The sequence below is a fragment of the Spelaeicoccus albus genome (genome assembly GCF_013409065.1).
Taxonomy (GTDB): Bacteria; Actinomycetota; Actinomycetes; order Actinomycetales; family Brevibacteriaceae; genus Spelaeicoccus; species Spelaeicoccus albus.
Genome location: NZ_JACBZP010000001.1, coordinates 1,830,618 through 1,845,581 on the forward strand (window position 1 = coordinate 1,830,618; position 14,964 = coordinate 1,845,581).

The following is a 14,964-nucleotide window of genomic DNA, read 5'->3' on the forward strand; positions in this document are numbered from 1 at the left end:
CTTCAAGAAGCGCCGCAGCTTAAAGAAGCGCCGCGCCGGCCCACGCCAGTGCGGCGGTGATCACCAGCGCAGCGGCCCCGGCCGTCAGCGCGCGCGGGCGCAGCCGGGTGAGTGAACTGAGCTTGACTGCCGCTCCCAAGGCGATGAGGGCGGCGGCGACGAATACGTCTGCCACGATGCCGAGCACGTCCGCGGCGCCGCGCGGCACCGGGCCGGCTGCGGCGACCGCGACCGCGACGGCGAACCCGACCACCGCAATGGCAGGCAGCCGTGCCGCAGCGTATTTGCCCGTCACTGCCGCGAGGACTGCCGCGAAGAACAGCCGCACCAGCACGGCGACGGACACCGCCGACGCCGTTGCCGGCTGTCCACCCGGACCAAGGGCGGCTCCTGCCGCGATTGCCTGCCCGGCTCCCGGCACGCCGGTGCCCGCCCAAAAGCCGGCGCTCACGGCGTCCAGGCCCAAGGCACCCGTCAGCGCGGGCAGCAGCAGGACCGCAATGAGCGCACCGGCCGTGGCAAGCACGGAGATATCGCCGGACCGGGTGCGTGACGGCCGTGTTTTTTTGCCGCCGGTGTCGAATGATCCGGAGGCGAGGGCGAACCCGCCGGCCAGCGCGAGCGGCTCCCCGGCCGGCAAGCGAAACGCCAGGCCGATCAGGAAGACCGCCGCAAAGGACACGGCCGCCACTGCGACGGCTGCCGGCACGGGCGGCGCGGCAGCTTCGGTGATCTGCACGGTGAGGCCGGACAGGATCAGTCCGGCCGGCAACAGGTACCGCGCGGCTGCGTCCAGGCCGGCCCTCAGCGACCGATTGGCGTACTGACGGAACCCCGTGACATTGCCCAGCACGAGTCCGAGCACGATTGCCACGCTGAGCGGCGGCAGCCCCGGTGCGCGCGAATGAACTGCGTAAGCCACGGCGGCGCCGGCGCCGGCGGCGACAAGTCCCGGTGCAAGCCTGCGGAAAACGCCGTGCACCGGACTGCCTTGACTCACGCATCCATCATGGCCCAGGCGCCGACTCCGCCGATCCGTCGGGGTGCGGCGCACTGTTTCGGACGGCGGCCAGCCGGGACCGGGCACGGTTTCCGCGGCTGATCGGCGTGCTGGAGGTGAACTTGGCCAAGCCGAGCGGTGGTGTTCCGTTGTAGACCGATTCGGCGCGGTCGACGCTGAACGTTTCATGCCAGATGCCGACGGCGTTCGGGGCCTTCGCGGCGCGCCGGTTGAATGCTCCCCACGCGGGCCGGTGTTCGGCGTCCGGATTGCTCGCGTAGGCGTACAGCTTGTCCAGGGAGTCCCAGTACTGGATGACGACGGGATTCAGCCCTTCGAGGAGATAGCGGTATCCGAGCAGGCCCGAGTCGCGTTCGCCGGCAAGTTCGCGCAACATGCGCGGCATTGCCGCGAAAGACGGCATCCAGAGGTCCGGTCGCCAGACCTTGTTGATTGTCATGCCGATCAGGAAGACGACGAGGTCGCCGTCATGGTGGTGAGTGCGGCGGTCGATGCGCATACCGTTCTCCACGGAGATAAAGTTAGATACTGACACTAGCTATTATTAGAGAGTTTAAGTATCCAATGCAAGGGGTTTTGTGCGCATCTCCGAATTGAGCACTGTCTGCGGGGTTCCGGTCGCCACCGTGAAGTACTACTTGCGCGAAGGCTTGCTCCCGGCAGGCAGGCTGACGTCGGCGACGCAGGCGCAGTACGACACGACGCATGTGGCACGGCTGAATCTGATTCGAGCGCTGGCCGGCGCGGGCGGGCTGAGCGTTGCGGCCATCCGCGACGTCTTGGCCGGCATCGACCAGCCGCCCGAGTCGGTTGCCGAAGTGCTCGGCACCGCGCATCGGGCGCTCGGCACGCCGCTCGGAACGCCGGAGAAAGGGCCCGAGGCGCGGCCGCACCCGTCCGTCATGCCGTTGCTGGAGAAGTTGGGGTGGTGGATCGACGGCTTGGATCAGCAAGCGCTGGATGATGCGTCGGCCGCGCTCTATGCGCTCGACGCCGCAGACTTCCCCATTTCCGAGAACGAACTGATCGCCTACGGGCGCAGCATGGAGGCGATGGCACAGACCGAGATCGCCGGAATTCCGAATGGCTCGCGCGAAGAGGCAGTGCGCTACGTCGTCCTCGGCACCATCCTCATCGAACCGTTGATTCTTGCTCTTCGACGTCTTGCCCACGACGATGCGGCGATCCGACGGTTCGGCCCAGGCTGAGACGGTTCCCGGCCTCGACCAGTTCGAGGGTCCGCGGATGCTTTGGCGCGCCGAGCACGGTTCCCGTGTCGCCGAATTCGACGACCTTGCCGCGGTCCAGCACGACTATCCGTTCGGCGAGGCCGGCCAGCACGCTGACGTCGTGGCTGATGACGAGCAGTGTGATCCCGTATTCAATCTGCAGGGCGCGGATCACGTCGATGAGACGCGCAGCCGTTTCCCTGTCCAGCTGGGCGGTCGGTTCATCGAGGACCAGCACCCGGGGCCGCGCCGCCAGCGCCCTGGCCAGGACGACGCGCTGGCGCATGCCGCCGGACAGCTCCGCAGGCAGTGCCTCGTAGGTCTCCGGCGGAAGTCCGACGGCGTGCAGCAGATCGCGCGTGATGGACCGCGGGCTCGCGGCAGCCGAATCCCGGGCGGCGTGCAATCGCACGAGGGCCTCCAAATCCGGGCCGACCGGGCACAGCGGATCGAGCGCCAGATCCGGATCCTGCCACACCAGTTGGGCTGCCTTGGCTCGCTTGAGCCTGGGCGGCCGTGTCGTTGTCCATGCGCCGGCCCTTGTCCACTCGATGGCGCCGGACGTCGGCGCTTCCAGCCCGACGACGAGCTTCGCCACGGTGCTTTTGCCGCTGCCGGACCGCCCGAGCAGCCCGATATTGCGGTCGAGGGCGAAGGACACGTCGTCCAGCGCCATGGCCCCGCCGTAGACCTTGCCGGCCGCGCGCACCGTGACGACCGGCTGCGGCGTGCCGGCCCGGCCCGGTGCGTCGCCTGTGGTCGTGACTGCGGACGGCGCCGGAATCGTTCGGGCTGCGGTGGGCGCGGTGTCCTCGGTGAGGGCCAGATCGCCGAGCCGGACGACCCGGTCGGCAATGGCATGGGCAAGCCCCTCGTCATGGGTGGTCATGAGCAGGCCGGTGCCGTATTCGCGGCATGCGGCGCGCAGCATGTCCGCCACGGCCGCACCCGTGACGACGTCCAGCGCCGCGGTTGGCTCATCGGCCAGGAGCAGACGCGGCCGCGCCATCAGCGCCCCGGCGATGGCGACTCGCGCGGCCATGCCGCCGGACAGTCGGCCGGGGTAGGCGCGCATGGTGGACGGCGGCAAGCCGACGTCCGCCAGCAACTTTTCGGCGCGCGCCCGCGCAGCGCCTCGGGGCAGGCCGTCGTCGCACACGACTTCCGTCATGTGCGCGCCGATCCGACGCATCGGATTCAGCCCGGCACGCGATTCCTGCCAGATCACTCCGACATGGCGTCGCCGCAATTCGCGGAGGCGGCGATCGCCGGGCCGGTCGTGGGCCGGCAGCCTGCCGAAACCCGCAAGGGCGGCCCCGGACGCGTTCGCCGATTCCGGCAGCCGCCCCGTGAGTGAGGCGAGCAACAGGGACTTTCCGCTGCCGGACGGGCCGACCAGGCAAACGATCTCGCCGGAGCGGACGTCCAAGTCGCTGCCGCTGATGAGAGGGCGGCCGTCGACCTCGAGACGGTAGTCGCGCAGGGTCAACAGCTCCGCCGCCCCCTGCTCTTCCTTCCGCAAAACGCGGCGCCGCGTCGAGAACGCGCCGTCATGACGGCGCGTTCTATCCGCCGCGCCGCGTTTTGCGGGAATTTTGGCGGAACGAGCAGCGGGTTCGGCAAGCGCGTGGGTGGCAAGCACGAATGCGGCAAGGCAGACCGCCGGGGCCAGGGCCTGCCACCATTGCCCGCGTAGTGCGGCTTGCCGGCCGTCGTGGATGAGAACTCCCCAATCGGCGTCCGGCGGTTGCACGCCGAGGCCGAGGAACGACAGCCCGGCCAGCCACAGCAACGACGAGCCAACGTTCATGAGCGACTGGGTGCCAATGACCGGAAGCAGATGCCGGGCGCCGCGGCGCAGCATGATCCACCGTCTGCTGAACCCGGCGAGCCGGTACGCCGTCATGAATTGCCGACTGAGCAGTTCGTGCGACGTCGACCGGACCAGCAACGCGATATGCGGAATGGTGCCGAGGGCCACGGCACACACCGGTGCGACGGTCCCCGAACCGAACCGGGCGACGACGACGATGCCCAGCAGCATGCCGGGAAGCGCCATCAGCACCGTCATGGCCCGATGCGAGAGCGCGTCCATCCAGCCGCCCGCTGCTGCGCTGAGTACCCCGATGACCGATCCGAGAACCGATGAGATGAGGACGACGCACACGGGCAGCAGCAGGCTGAGCCGCGTTGCCGCAATGGTGCGGGACAGTACATCGCGGCCCGAACCGTCCGTTCCCAGCGGATGGCCGAGCGTGGGCGGCGCATAGGTGTGGAACAAATCGGGCGCCGTCGGCGAATGCGGCGCGATGAGCGGGCCGGCCACCGCCATGCCGAGAAACACGAAGAGCACTGCGCCAGGCAGTACGAGTCGCGGCCTCAACGCGTCCACACCGGCCCCGATCCTTCGGCCGCACCGGCGCCCGCCGCCGATTGCAGGCCGGCCCTGCGCCGTGCCGCGAGCCCTGCCAGGTCGACGGCCGTCGTCACGAGCGCGTAGCCGATCAGGCTGATCAGGATGAGTGCTTGGACGACCGCGAAATCCTTGGTCTGCACGCTGTCGACGAGCAGCATCCCGAGCCCCGGAATGGCGAACAACGATTCGACGATGGCGGCGCCGCCCAGGAATCCGGCGATTTCCAATCCGGTGATCATGGCAATCGGCGGCCAGCCTCCCGGCAGCAGATGCCGGACGACGATCCGGCCGCGATCCACACCGCGCGCCTCGGCCAGCCGGGCGTGCGGTCGTGCCAGTTCGCTCGCCAGCGAAGCCCGGGTGATCCGAGCAATGACGGCGCTGCCTCCGAGCCCGAGCGTGAAGGCCGGCAGGAAAAGATGGTGCAACCGGGACCACACGCCGTCCCCGAGACCGGCTCCGCCGCCGTAACTGGGGAACCACCCCAGCTGCACGGCCAACACCGCCACCAACAGGGTGCCCACCGCGTAGCTCGGCACCGCCGACACCAGCGCCGTGCCTGCTACGACAGCCTTGTCGGCACGACGAAAGCGCACCGCCGCGAATCCGGCCGCCAGACCGACGGCGACCGCGAACACCGTGGCAAGGACGGCGAGTTGCGCTGTGACGCCGGCCCGTTCCAGCAGCAGCTGCGAGACGGGCATCCGGTATTGGATCGACACGCCCAAATCGCCGTGCGCCACGCCGGCCAGCCACAGGGCGAACCGGACCCAGACCGAATGAGTGAGTCCGAATTGTCGCTCCCGTGCGGCGATCGCGTCCGGCCGCAGCGAACTGCCTTCGCCGCCGCTGCCGAGCACTGCCGCGTTGCCGGGGGTCGAATCAAGCAGCAGGAAGACGAACAATGATGCCAGCAGGGCCGTCAGCACCAGCCCGCCGAACCGCAACAGGGCGGCGCGGACGGTCCGGGCGGGACGGCGTCGGGCCACCGGTCACCGCCCTCCGACGTATTTCGCCCACGGGAAGTTCTGGGTGCCTGCCGCATTGGTCGGCCCGCCCGTGACGCGTTTGCCGAAGTACACGGCGACGGGTGAGGAGATCAGCGGGATCCACGGCATATCGTGCAGCAGGATTCCGCGCGCCTTCTTCAGCGCGGCAATCCGCTTTGCCCCGGACTCGCTGCGTGCTGCGGACTTCACGAGCGCGTTCAGCTTCGCGTTCGAGTATCCGGCAAAGTTGAGGAAGCCTCCGGGGGTGAATTCGCGGTAGACCTCGAGCGGGTCTCCGCTCTGACTGCCGATCATGGCCAGCGACAAGTCGGTACCGCGCCGTGACTTCGGATCGGACACAAAGGCGTTCGTGACGGCCGTGCTGACCTCTTTGAGCTGGATATTCAGGCCAATCGATTGTCCGGCCGCCCGAACCGCCGTGGCCATTGGAGTGACGGTCGACGATTGCGCCGAGTACGAAAGCACGAGTTTTTTCCCTTGTGCGCCGGCCGCGTCAATGAGCTTTGTGGCCTTGGCGGTATCTTTGCGTAGCGGCGGCAGCCGGTCGGACCCCCGCGGCCAGAGACCCGGTGCGGCGAAATCGCCGGCCGGGACCGCGGTGCCGTTCGACGCCGCGGCAACGAGGCCGGCACGGTTGATGGCAAGCGACAAGGCGCGGCGTACTCGCGGATCTCCCAGCACGCCGTGGGAGTTGAACAAAGCCACCGACCACGTGGAGGTGCCGGCGCCGTAATACATGTGCCCGCCCGGGCTCTTGATTTCGGGTGCGGAGCCCGAACCCACTGCCGACGACCCGTCGATCTCTCCGGATGCGAGAGCTTGGTCGCGCGTCTCGGAGTCTTCGATGATCTTCATCTGCACGTGCCGGGCGAGAGCCGGGGTGCCCCAGTAGTTCGGGGCGCGGCGCAAATCGATCTCCGTCCCGCGCGTCCACCGGGTCATTGTGAAGGCTCCCGTGCCGTCAAGGTACTGCGGCGCCGAACCGTACTTGTCGCCGGCCTTTTTCAAAAACGACGCCGATTCGACGGTGCCGGCGGCGGTCGACAGGTAGCTGCCGACCAGCGAATCCGGTCTGGACAGCGAGATCCGCACGCGATACGGCCCGCGCGCCGTCACGTCGTCGATGGACCTCAAGGCGTACGACCAGACGGAGCCCTTGGCCCGTGACCTGTCGAGGCTCGCCACGACGTCCCGCGCCGTCATGGCCGACCCGTCGTGGAAGCGCACGTGTCGGCGCAGTTTCACATCGATGGTCCGCGGGGACGGCGTGCGAAGTTTCACGGCGAGCCCGGGGGAGCGGCCGCCGTCGGGGTCCTTGAAAAAGAGCCGTTCGACGACGTTGGGCAACACGCGGCCGCTGTGCGAGCTGTTGTCCTTGGTCCAATCGAATGTCGACGGTTCACCCGACAGAGCCCAGCTGAACGAGTCGATGGCGGCCTTCGGCTTCGCCGACCAGGTGGAGAGCTTTGCACCGGTCGGGGCGGGCGAAGCGCCGGTCCCGCTCGATGAGTCGTCCGACGAGCGGCCGGATGAGCCGGCGCACCCGGCCATGGCCATTCCGACGACGAGTACGAAAGCTGTCGCAATGGCCGGCGCTCCGGCGCGCGCAAAGGAAGAACGATGTGGTGGCACTGACGGCCCTTGTCAGGTCGAACACGTCGATGACACCTCACATCGGGTGGTCGGCGTGCAATACGGCGACGGACTCCCGCGCCCGGGCCAGTCTATCGACCCGGCGCCGCTGTCCGCGACCCGGCGCCTTAGGAGTCCAGGACGTCGGCGACTACCTGCCGCGCGGCGTCCTGCACCTGGGCCAGATGGTCCTCGCCGCGCAACGACTCCGCGTAGATCTTGTACACGTCCTCGGTACCCGACGGGCGCGCAGCGAACCACGCGTTCTCGGTAGTCACCTTGAGCCCGCCGATCGGCGCGTCATTGCCGGGTGCCCGCGTCAGTTTGGCAGTGATCGACTCACCGGCCAGCGAATCGGCCGTGACCTGCTCGGGACGCAACTCGCCGAGTACCTTCTTTTGCGCCTTCGTGGCCGGGGCGTCCACGCGGGCGTAGGCGGCCCGTCCGAACCGCTCGGCCAGTTCGTCGTAATGTTTGCTGGGCGTCTTGCCCGTCACGGCAGTGATTTCGCCGGCCAAGAGCGCAAGCAGGATGCCGTCCTTATCCGTCGTCCACGGCCGTCCGGCGCGCGTCAAGAAACTGGCACCGGCCGATTCCTCGCCGCCGAACGCCACGGAACCGTCGAGTAGGCCGGGCACGAACCATTTGAACCCCACCGGCACCTCGAGCAGCGTGCGCGAGTTCGCCGCAGTGACCTTGTCGATGATCGACGACGACACGAGAGTCTTGCCGACGGCGGCGTCGGCCGGCCAATCCGGGCGATGACGCAGCAGGTAGTCGATCGCCACGGCGAGGTAATGATTCGGGTTCATCAGTCCGGCGTCCGGCGTCACGATGCCGTGCCGGTCGGCGTCCGCATCGTTGCCGGTGGAAATGTCGTAGTCGTCGCGCCTGTCGATGAGTGAGCGCATGGCCCACGGCGACGAGCAATCCATGCGGATCTTGCCGTCCCAATCGAGCGTCATGAACGCCCATGTCGGATCGACGACGGGATTGACGACCGACAGGTTGATATCGTGCCGGTCGGCGATCGCGGACCAGTAGTCGACGCTTGCGCCGCCGAGCGGATCGGCGCCGATATGCAGATCCGAGCCGGCGATCGCGTCCATGTCGAGCACGCTGTCCAGATCGTCGAGGTAGCGGGCCAGATAGTCGTAACCGCTCACGCCGTCCAACTGCCGGGCCCTGGTGAACGGGGTGCGCGGAATCGCTCCGATGCCCGCGGCCAGCAGCTCGTTCGCGCGGCCGGCGATCCACGACGTCACCGAGGTGTCGGCCGGGCCGCCGTTCGGCGGGTTGTATTTGAACCCGCCGTCGCTGGGCGGATTGTGGCTCGGGGTGACGACGATTCCGTCGGCCGGCCCAGACGTTTTGCCGGCGTTGAACGTCAGGATGGCGTGCGAAACGGCAGGCGTCGGCGTATAACCGTCCCGGTCGTCAATCATCACCCGGACGCCGCGTGCCGCAAGCACCTCGAGCGCGGTGGCCCACGCCGGCTCGCTCAGCGCGTGCGTGTCGCGGCCGATGAAGAGCGGCCCGGTGATGCCTTGGCCCTCGCGGTAATCCACTATCGCCGCGGTCGTGGCAACTATGTGCGCTTCGTTGAACGAGCCGTTCAGGCTGCTGCCTCGGTGCCCGGACGTGCCGAAGACGACTTTTTGGTCCGGGTCGCCCGCGTCCGGCGTGATGTCGTGATAGGCATCGAGCAATTCGGGGATATCGACGAGGTCTTCGGCGCGGGCCGGTTTTCCTGCGGATGAGTTCATGGCTCGATCTTGCCAGCCCTGCCGGAACCGCAACAGGGGTACGCCATATGGTGGGACGCCGTCTCGGCCGGTGTCCGACTACGGGGTGGAGCAGATCATCCTCCGGGAGGACTCCGCATCCGCCAAGATCCGGCCCGGCGCCGACGCGCGGACCGCCCGCGGCGCGACAAGCTTGGTCCATGACACCTTCGCTGTTCGACAACCAGCCGCAACCCGTACAAAATCCGGACGCCGGGCGGAGGGGACCGGCGCTGACCGCCTCCGGGCTCGTCAAGACTTTCGGCCCGGCACGCGCGCTCGCCGGGGTCGACGTCGCGATCGGTCCGGGCGAATCCCTGGCGGTGATGGGACCGTCGGGCTCGGGCAAATCGACACTTTTGCACGTGCTGGCCGGCATCATGACGCCGGACGCCGGCACGGTTGCCTTGTACGGCGACACGATCAGCGGATTGTCCGAACGGGCTCGCACCTCGCTCCGGCGCCGTCGTTTCGGCTTCGTGTTCCAGTTCGGGCAGCTGCTTCCCGAGCTCCCGGCGATCGAAAACGTAGCGCTGCCGTTGATGCTCGGCGGGGTACCCAGACGCGACGCCGAAGCGCGGGCGACCGGACTGTTCGGCCCGCTCGGGCTGGCCGGGCTGGAAGCGCGCCGGCCCGGCGAATTGTCCGGCGGGCAATCGCAGCGCGTCGCGGTCGCCCGCGCACTCGTGACGGCGCCCGACGTCATCTTTGCCGACGAGCCGACCGGATCGCTCGATTCCCGGTCCGGCGTCGAAGTGATGAACCTGCTCACGGACGCTTGTCGCGGCCAAGGCGCCGCCCTCGTCCTGGTCACGCACGACCGGCAGATCGCCGGCTGGTGCGAGCGCACCATCACCATGCGGGACGGTCTGGTCAGCGGGGAATACCGACGCCCCGGGACGGAAGCCGGCGACACCGCGCCCGGCGTCCGCGCGGCGTCCGGCATCGGATCGGGCCGGGCAGCGACACGATGAATACGACCGAGCTCAAAGGAAACCGGTTGACGGCAACTGTGGGGCTGTCCATGCGGTTGCTGCGCGGCGGCGGACGACGCGACTATCAGTCGGTGGTCTTGGCGGTTGTCGCATACGCGGTGACCACCGCGCTGCTGATAGTGATCCTCGGCGGACTTTTCGCCTTCCACGACAGGGCCGAGCGGGCATCGGCCTGGTCGGTCACCGGAGTGTCGAGCGCTGCGGAACACGGCAGGCAGGGGCCGATAATTGCCGCCCATCATGAGCCGGCCGGCGGCAAGAGCATGACCGTTGTCGAGATTGCCGGTGCGCCAAAGAATGCGCCGGGCGAGTCGGCGCCTCCCGGCATGACTCGCGCGCCGAAGCCCGGTGAGGTGTTCGTGTCACCGGCGCTCGCCACGTTGATGCGCACGCTCCCGGATGCGCAACTGGCCGACAGGTTCCCGGCTGTCGCGGGCGTGCTGCCAACGGACAGCATGCCGACTCCGGGAAGTCTCGTCGCGGTCGTGGGACGGGACGACGGCGCGCTTTCCGGGAATTCCGCAACCGGGTCGTGGGACGGGCTGGAGCCGCACCATTACACGTCGTTTGCCGAGCCGCAGGCATCGCTGGCGATCGACGCCGACGCATCATCGCTCGGCGTCGACGACGACGCGTCACTGTATTACGGGCTCGCCTGGCTGGCAGTGCTGCTCATGGCCGTTCCTCTTGTCACGCTCGGCGGCGCGGCGGCCCGGCTCGGCGTGTCCCGCCGCAACGCTCGGTTGGCCGCGCTGCGGTTGGCCGGGGCCACGCCGCGACAGGTCGTCGGCATGACAGCCGTCGAATCGATGGTGCACGCCGGGACGGGTGCCGTGATCGGCGCCGTCCTGTCGATCGTGTTGCTGCCGATAGCCGGCGTGGTGCCGTTCCAGGGGTCCGGTTTCGGATTCGCCGGCCTCTGGATCGGTGTGGTGCCGTTGCTTGCCGTGCTGGCTGGCGTCGTCATTCTGGCCGGGGTCAGTTCGGTGCTCGGACTGCGCCGCGTGGTCGTGTCGCCGCTCGGCGTCGCGGCACGGACGACGCCGCCGGGCGTTTCCTGGATCCGTGCACTCGTTTTCTTCGCCGTCATCATCGGGTGGAACGTGCTGGCGCGGTCGCCGGCCGGATTCGGTATCTCGATGGTGCTGATAGCCCTGTTCTGCGTGTTCTCGGTCATCGGCGTGATCGGCCCGTGGCTGGTGGCGATGATGGCGAAGATCCGAGCCCGGAGCGCAACCGGGCCGGTGAATCTGCTGGCGGCCCGCCGTCTGCTCGACGACCCGAAGGGAGCGTGGCGGGGCGTGTCCGGACTGGCGCTTGCCGGTTTCGTCGCGGCAATCGTGTCGGTGATGCCGGCATTGACGTCCGCGGTGTCGGCCCCGCCGTCGTCCGTGAGCGTGACCGCATCGAGCTCGGCTGCCGCGGGGCAACTCGCCGCGACGGCCCGGGACCGGTTGGACGATGCACAGGTGGCCGCGGCGGTGACAACCGCGAAGGACAGGGTGGTCATTCGACCGAAGGCCGATACCCCGGCGGCCGAAGACGAGGTCACCACTATTGCCGCGAAGTCGGCGGACGGCGCGCCGGTCACGTCGACCGCAACGCGGGCCGCATCCGACGCCGAACTCATGTCCGACATCCGCACGGGGGTGCTGTTCACGCTGCTCATCACGTTCGTGATCGCGGCCTCGTCCGTGGGCATCACCAGCGCGGCGTCCACCCTCGATCGCCGGCAACTGTACGGGCTGATGCGGCTGGCCGGAACCGAACGGCGCGTTCTCGACGCAGTTCGCTTCAAGACGACTTTGTGGCCGTTGTTGCTGACAGTCGCCGTGTCGGCCGGGTTGGGCCTGTTCTTTACGTTGCCGATGCTGGGCAGCCTCGTCGCTCAGCCGGCCGGTCTGTTCATGCTCGCCGGCTGTCTGCTCGTCGGCATTGCCATGGTGCTGGCCGCGTCGGCCGCCTCGCGGCCGATCCTGCGGGACGTGCTGCGCGATCCGTCGCCGCGGCCGGATTGACGGCCCGGACCGGCTGTCTGCGCCGGCGCGTGTGCGGTGCGGTGGTGGGCGAGGGCGGCTACCGTAGGGGAGGTAGCCGCGAATGATTGGAGAGCCGATGCCGCTGTACTTGGAAGATCTGCATGCCGGGCAGTCCTTTGAAACGCCCGGGCGCACCATCACGGAGGCCGACGTGATGTCGTTTGCGGCATGGACGAACGACAACAACCAGGTGCATACCGATGTGGAATTCGCCAAGGGCACCAGGTACGGGCAGCGCGTCGTCCACGGCATGCTCGGCGCCTCGCTGTGTCTGGGTCTCATTGCTCGCACGGGGGTGTTTGAAGGCAGCGCCGTCGCGCTGCTGGGTATTGACGGGTGGAAGTTCAGCGCCCCGGTGTTCATCGGCGACACCGTGACGTGCACCGTCGACATCCTCTCCGCGCGGCCGACCAGCAAAGGCGGCTACGGGATCGTCGAACGCATGCTGACGCTGCGCAACCAGCACGGCGAAACCGTGCAATCCGGTCGAATGGACATCATGGTGCTTGCGGGCGCCGACTCGGGCTCGGAGACGGGATAAGCCGATGCCGGAGCTGCCCGAAGTCGAAGGCTTGGCGCGATTCTTACGTGCCGAGGCGGTGGGGAGCGTCGTGGCCACTGTGACGATGGCGTCGATAGCGGCGTTGAAGACGGTCGACCCTCCCGTCACGGCACTGGCCGGGCTCAGCGTCACGGGTGCCGCCCGGCACGGAAAATTCATCGACCTCGACGTCGACGGGCTGCACCTCGTGTTTCACCTGGGAAAGGCCGGCTGGTTGCGTTGGTACGACTCGATCCCGGCTACCCCGCTTCGCCCCGGAAAGGGCCCCATCGCCATGCGCGTGCGGCTCGACAGCATTGAAGGCGGCGAGCCGTACGGGTTCGACCTGACCGAGGCCGGAACAAAGCGCCGACTGGCCGTGTACGTCGTCCGGAACCCCCGGGACATACCCGCCATTGCGGCCCTCGGCCCGGACCCGCTCGCTATGGCGTTGCCCGAATTCGACGGTCTCGTGCGCAGCTCGCACGCGCAGATCAAGGGAGTGCTGCGCGACCAAAACCTGATCGCCGGCGTCGGCAATGCCTACAGCGACGAGATTTTGCATGCGGCGAAGCTTTCGCCGTTCGCCATGGCCGATACGTTGGACGCCGACGCCGTCCGGAACCTGTTCGACCGGATGCACGAGATACTGGCCGGCGCGGTCGCGGCGGCGGACGGCAAGCCGGCCAAGGCACTCAAGGACGCCAAGAGGTCCGGCATGCGCGTTCACGGCCGTGCCGGCGAGCCCTGCCCGGTGTGCGGCGACACCGTGCGCGAGGTCTCCTTTGCCGATTCCGCGCTGCAATATTGCCCGACGTGTCAGACTCGCGGCAAGATCCTTGCCGACCGGCGCACATCCAAATTCCTCAAGTAACCCGCCGAGTGGTGGCGAATGGCTGCGAAATCTCTGATTTCGCAGCCATTCGCCACCACTCGACGAGCGGGGTCGTGCGGAAGGGCCGGCCGTGCCACTATGGACCGCATGACACTTGCTTATGACGACGTGCTGGCGGCCCGCCGGCGCATTGCGGGGATCGCGCACCACACACCCGTGTTCACGTCGCGCACTTTCGATGAGTTGACCGGTGCCGAGGTGTTCTTCAAGATGGAGAATTTCCAACGTGTCGGCGCCTTCAAGTTCCGCGGTGCGTACAACGCGTTGTCACGGATCGATGCCGACCGGCGTGCTCGCGGCGTCATCGCCTTCTCCAGTGGAAATCACGCACAAGCGGTTGCGCTGGCGGCGCGGATACTGGGCATCAAGGCGACAATAGTGATGCCCTTTGACGCCCCCGCCGCCAAACTCGAGGCCACGCGCGGCTACGGCGCCGAAATCGTGCAATACGACAGGTACTCGCAAGACCGCAGGGATGTCGGCGCCGAGCTTGCGGCCGAGCACGGTTACACGATGATCCCTCCGTTCGATCATCCCGACATCATTGCCGGCCAGGGAACGGCAGTTGCCGAGCTCATCGGCGAGGTCGGCGTGCTGGACGCCGTCGTCGTGCCGCTCGGCGGGGGAGGGCTGCTGTCGGGCAGCGCGCTGTCGGCCCGCGAATTGTCGCCCGGTGCGCGGATTTACGGTGTCGAGCCCGAAGCCGGGGACGACGGGCGGCAAAGTTTCCGGGCGGGGCGCATCGTGACGATCCCGACGCCGAAGACGATTGCGGACGGCGCTCAGACCACCGCATTGGGTGAACTGACGTTTCCGATCATTCGCGACCTGGTCGACGACGTCGTGACGGCGTCGGACGACGAGCTGGCCGCCCAGGTGCGCTTTTTCGCCTCCCGAATGAACGTCGTCGTCGAGCCGACGGGCGCGCTGGCCGCTGCCGCAGCGTCCGGGAACCAGTTGGACCTCGCGGGTCAACGGGTCGGCGTGGTCGTCTCGGGCGGAAACGTGGATCCGGCAGCGCTCGCCGGCATCCTGGCGCCGGCCTGAGCTATTTCACGTACGGTTCGTCCGGGCCGTCGGAGACGATCGGCAGACCGTTGTCGAGTGACCAGGAGCCCATCCCGCCGGTCAGGTTGACCGCGTCGATGCCGTTGTCGTTCAGCCATTGGACGGCTCGCGCCGAGCGGCCGCCGGACCGGCACACGACCACGACGTCGTCGTCACCGTCCATCGGCACCTCGCCGTATCGTTCCATCAACTGGCCGAGCGGAATGTGCACTGCCCCGTTGATGTGGCCGGCCTGCCATTCATCGTCTTCACGGACGTCGACAATCGGCGCTCCGGGCGGAACCTCGGTGGCGCTGATACTGGGTAGATCGCTCATGATTCCAGGCTAAACCAG

13 protein-coding genes are annotated in these 14,964 nt (G+C 68.1%); 6 read left to right on the plus strand and 7 right to left on the minus strand.

Going from position 1 to position 14,964, the window contains the following annotated elements:
• Window positions 1–19: 19 nt before the first annotated feature.
• A complete protein-coding gene (locus BJY26_RS08435) occupies window positions 20–1,000 on the minus strand; it encodes a putative sulfate exporter family transporter (protein ID WP_179427334.1) in 981 nt (326 codons plus the stop codon).
• 7 nt (window positions 1,001–1,007) lie between these two features.
• On the minus strand, window positions 1,008–1,520 hold the full coding sequence (locus BJY26_RS08440; RefSeq protein WP_179427336.1) for a DUF4188 domain-containing protein: 513 nt from the start codon (window positions 1,518–1,520) through the stop codon (window positions 1,008–1,010).
• 79 nt (window positions 1,521–1,599) lie between these two features.
• On the opposite strand from BJY26_RS08440, the gene BJY26_RS08445 reads away from it, so the two are divergent.
• Window positions 1,600–2,229 carry a MerR family transcriptional regulator gene (locus BJY26_RS08445; protein ID WP_179427338.1) on the plus strand — a complete coding sequence of 210 codons (630 nt, stop codon included), beginning with the start codon at window positions 1,600–1,602 and terminating at the stop codon, window positions 2,227–2,229.
• Here the strand turns inward: BJY26_RS08445 and BJY26_RS08450 are convergent.
• The 4 genes from BJY26_RS08450 to pgm all read right to left on the minus strand — a co-directional run bounded on the left by BJY26_RS08450 (window position 2,153) and on the right by pgm (window position 9,074).
• Complete coding sequence (locus BJY26_RS08450) at window positions 2,153–4,642, minus strand: ABC transporter ATP-binding protein/permease (RefSeq protein WP_179427340.1); 2,490 nt, start codon at window positions 4,640–4,642, stop codon at window positions 2,153–2,155. The two genes, BJY26_RS08445 and BJY26_RS08450, sit on opposite strands and share 77 nt — an antisense overlap.
• Entirely contained in the window at window positions 4,630–5,655 is a 1,026-nt protein-coding gene (locus BJY26_RS08455) for an ABC transporter permease (RefSeq protein WP_179427341.1), read from the minus strand. Before BJY26_RS08455 ends, BJY26_RS08450 begins: the two co-directional genes overlap by 13 nt.
• A gap of 3 nt (window positions 5,656–5,658) precedes the next feature.
• Window positions 5,659–7,308, minus strand: a complete 1,650-nt coding sequence (locus BJY26_RS08460) for an ABC transporter substrate-binding protein (protein WP_179427343.1) — start codon at window positions 7,306–7,308, stop codon at window positions 5,659–5,661.
• 128 nt (window positions 7,309–7,436) lie between these two features.
• Window positions 7,437–9,074: a phosphoglucomutase (alpha-D-glucose-1,6-bisphosphate-dependent) gene (gene pgm, locus BJY26_RS08465; RefSeq protein ID WP_179427345.1), complete on the minus strand. Its 1,638-nt coding sequence runs from the start codon at window positions 9,072–9,074 to the stop codon at window positions 7,437–7,439.
• Window positions 9,075–9,253: 179 nt separating this feature from the next.
• On the opposite strand from pgm, the gene BJY26_RS08470 reads away from it, so the two are divergent.
• From BJY26_RS08470 to BJY26_RS08490, 5 genes are all read left to right on the plus strand, one after another.
• Window positions 9,254–10,066, plus strand: coding sequence for an ABC transporter ATP-binding protein (locus BJY26_RS08470; RefSeq protein WP_179427347.1), 813 nt, complete (start codon window positions 9,254–9,256; stop codon window positions 10,064–10,066).
• Window positions 10,063–12,105 carry an FtsX-like permease family protein gene (locus BJY26_RS08475; protein WP_179427349.1) on the plus strand — a complete coding sequence of 681 codons (2,043 nt, stop codon included), beginning with the start codon at window positions 10,063–10,065 and terminating at the stop codon, window positions 12,103–12,105. Before BJY26_RS08470 ends, BJY26_RS08475 begins: the two co-directional genes overlap by 4 nt.
• Before the next feature lie 82 nt (window positions 12,106–12,187).
• Window positions 12,188–12,667, plus strand: a complete 480-nt coding sequence (locus BJY26_RS08480) for a MaoC/PaaZ C-terminal domain-containing protein (RefSeq protein ID WP_237249112.1) — start codon at window positions 12,188–12,190, stop codon at window positions 12,665–12,667.
• A gap of 4 nt (window positions 12,668–12,671) precedes the next feature.
• Complete coding sequence (locus tag BJY26_RS08485; protein WP_179427351.1) at window positions 12,672–13,541, plus strand: Fpg/Nei family DNA glycosylase; 870 nt, start codon at window positions 12,672–12,674, stop codon at window positions 13,539–13,541.
• A gap of 108 nt (window positions 13,542–13,649) precedes the next feature.
• Window positions 13,650–14,609, plus strand: a complete 960-nt coding sequence (locus BJY26_RS08490; protein ID WP_218852330.1) for a threo-3-hydroxy-L-aspartate ammonia-lyase — start codon at window positions 13,650–13,652, stop codon at window positions 14,607–14,609.
• Between the two features lies 1 nt (window position 14,610).
• Here the strand turns inward: BJY26_RS08490 and BJY26_RS08495 are convergent, their stop codons facing one another.
• On the minus strand, window positions 14,611–14,946 hold the full coding sequence (locus tag BJY26_RS08495) for a rhodanese-like domain-containing protein (RefSeq protein WP_179427354.1): 336 nt from the start codon (window positions 14,944–14,946) through the stop codon (window positions 14,611–14,613).
• Between the last annotated feature and the right edge of the window lie 18 nt (window positions 14,947–14,964).

Excerpts from the sequence above, each read along its gene's own strand:
- BJY26_RS08475 (WP_179427349.1), top strand. The coding sequence starts at position 10,063 with ATGAATACGACCGAGCTCAAAGGAAACCGGTTGACGGCAACTGTGGGG.
- BJY26_RS08485 (WP_179427351.1), top strand. The coding sequence starts at position 12,672 with ATGCCGGAGCTGCCCGAAGTCGAAGGCTTGGCGCGATTCTTACGTGCC.
- BJY26_RS08440 (WP_179427336.1), bottom strand. The coding sequence starts at position 1,520 with ATGCGCATCGACCGCCGCACTCACCACCATGACGGCGACCTCGTCGTC.
- BJY26_RS08470 (WP_179427347.1), top strand. The coding sequence starts at position 9,254 with ATGACACCTTCGCTGTTCGACAACCAGCCGCAACCCGTACAAAATCCG.
- pgm (WP_179427345.1), bottom strand. The coding sequence starts at position 9,074 with ATGAACTCATCCGCAGGAAAACCGGCCCGCGCCGAAGACCTCGTCGAT.
- BJY26_RS08480 (WP_237249112.1), top strand. The coding sequence starts at position 12,188 with ATGATTGGAGAGCCGATGCCGCTGTACTTGGAAGATCTGCATGCCGGG.
- BJY26_RS08490 (WP_218852330.1), top strand. The coding sequence starts at position 13,650 with ATGACACTTGCTTATGACGACGTGCTGGCGGCCCGCCGGCGCATTGCG.
- BJY26_RS08495 (WP_179427354.1), bottom strand. The coding sequence starts at position 14,946 with ATGAGCGATCTACCCAGTATCAGCGCCACCGAGGTTCCGCCCGGAGCG.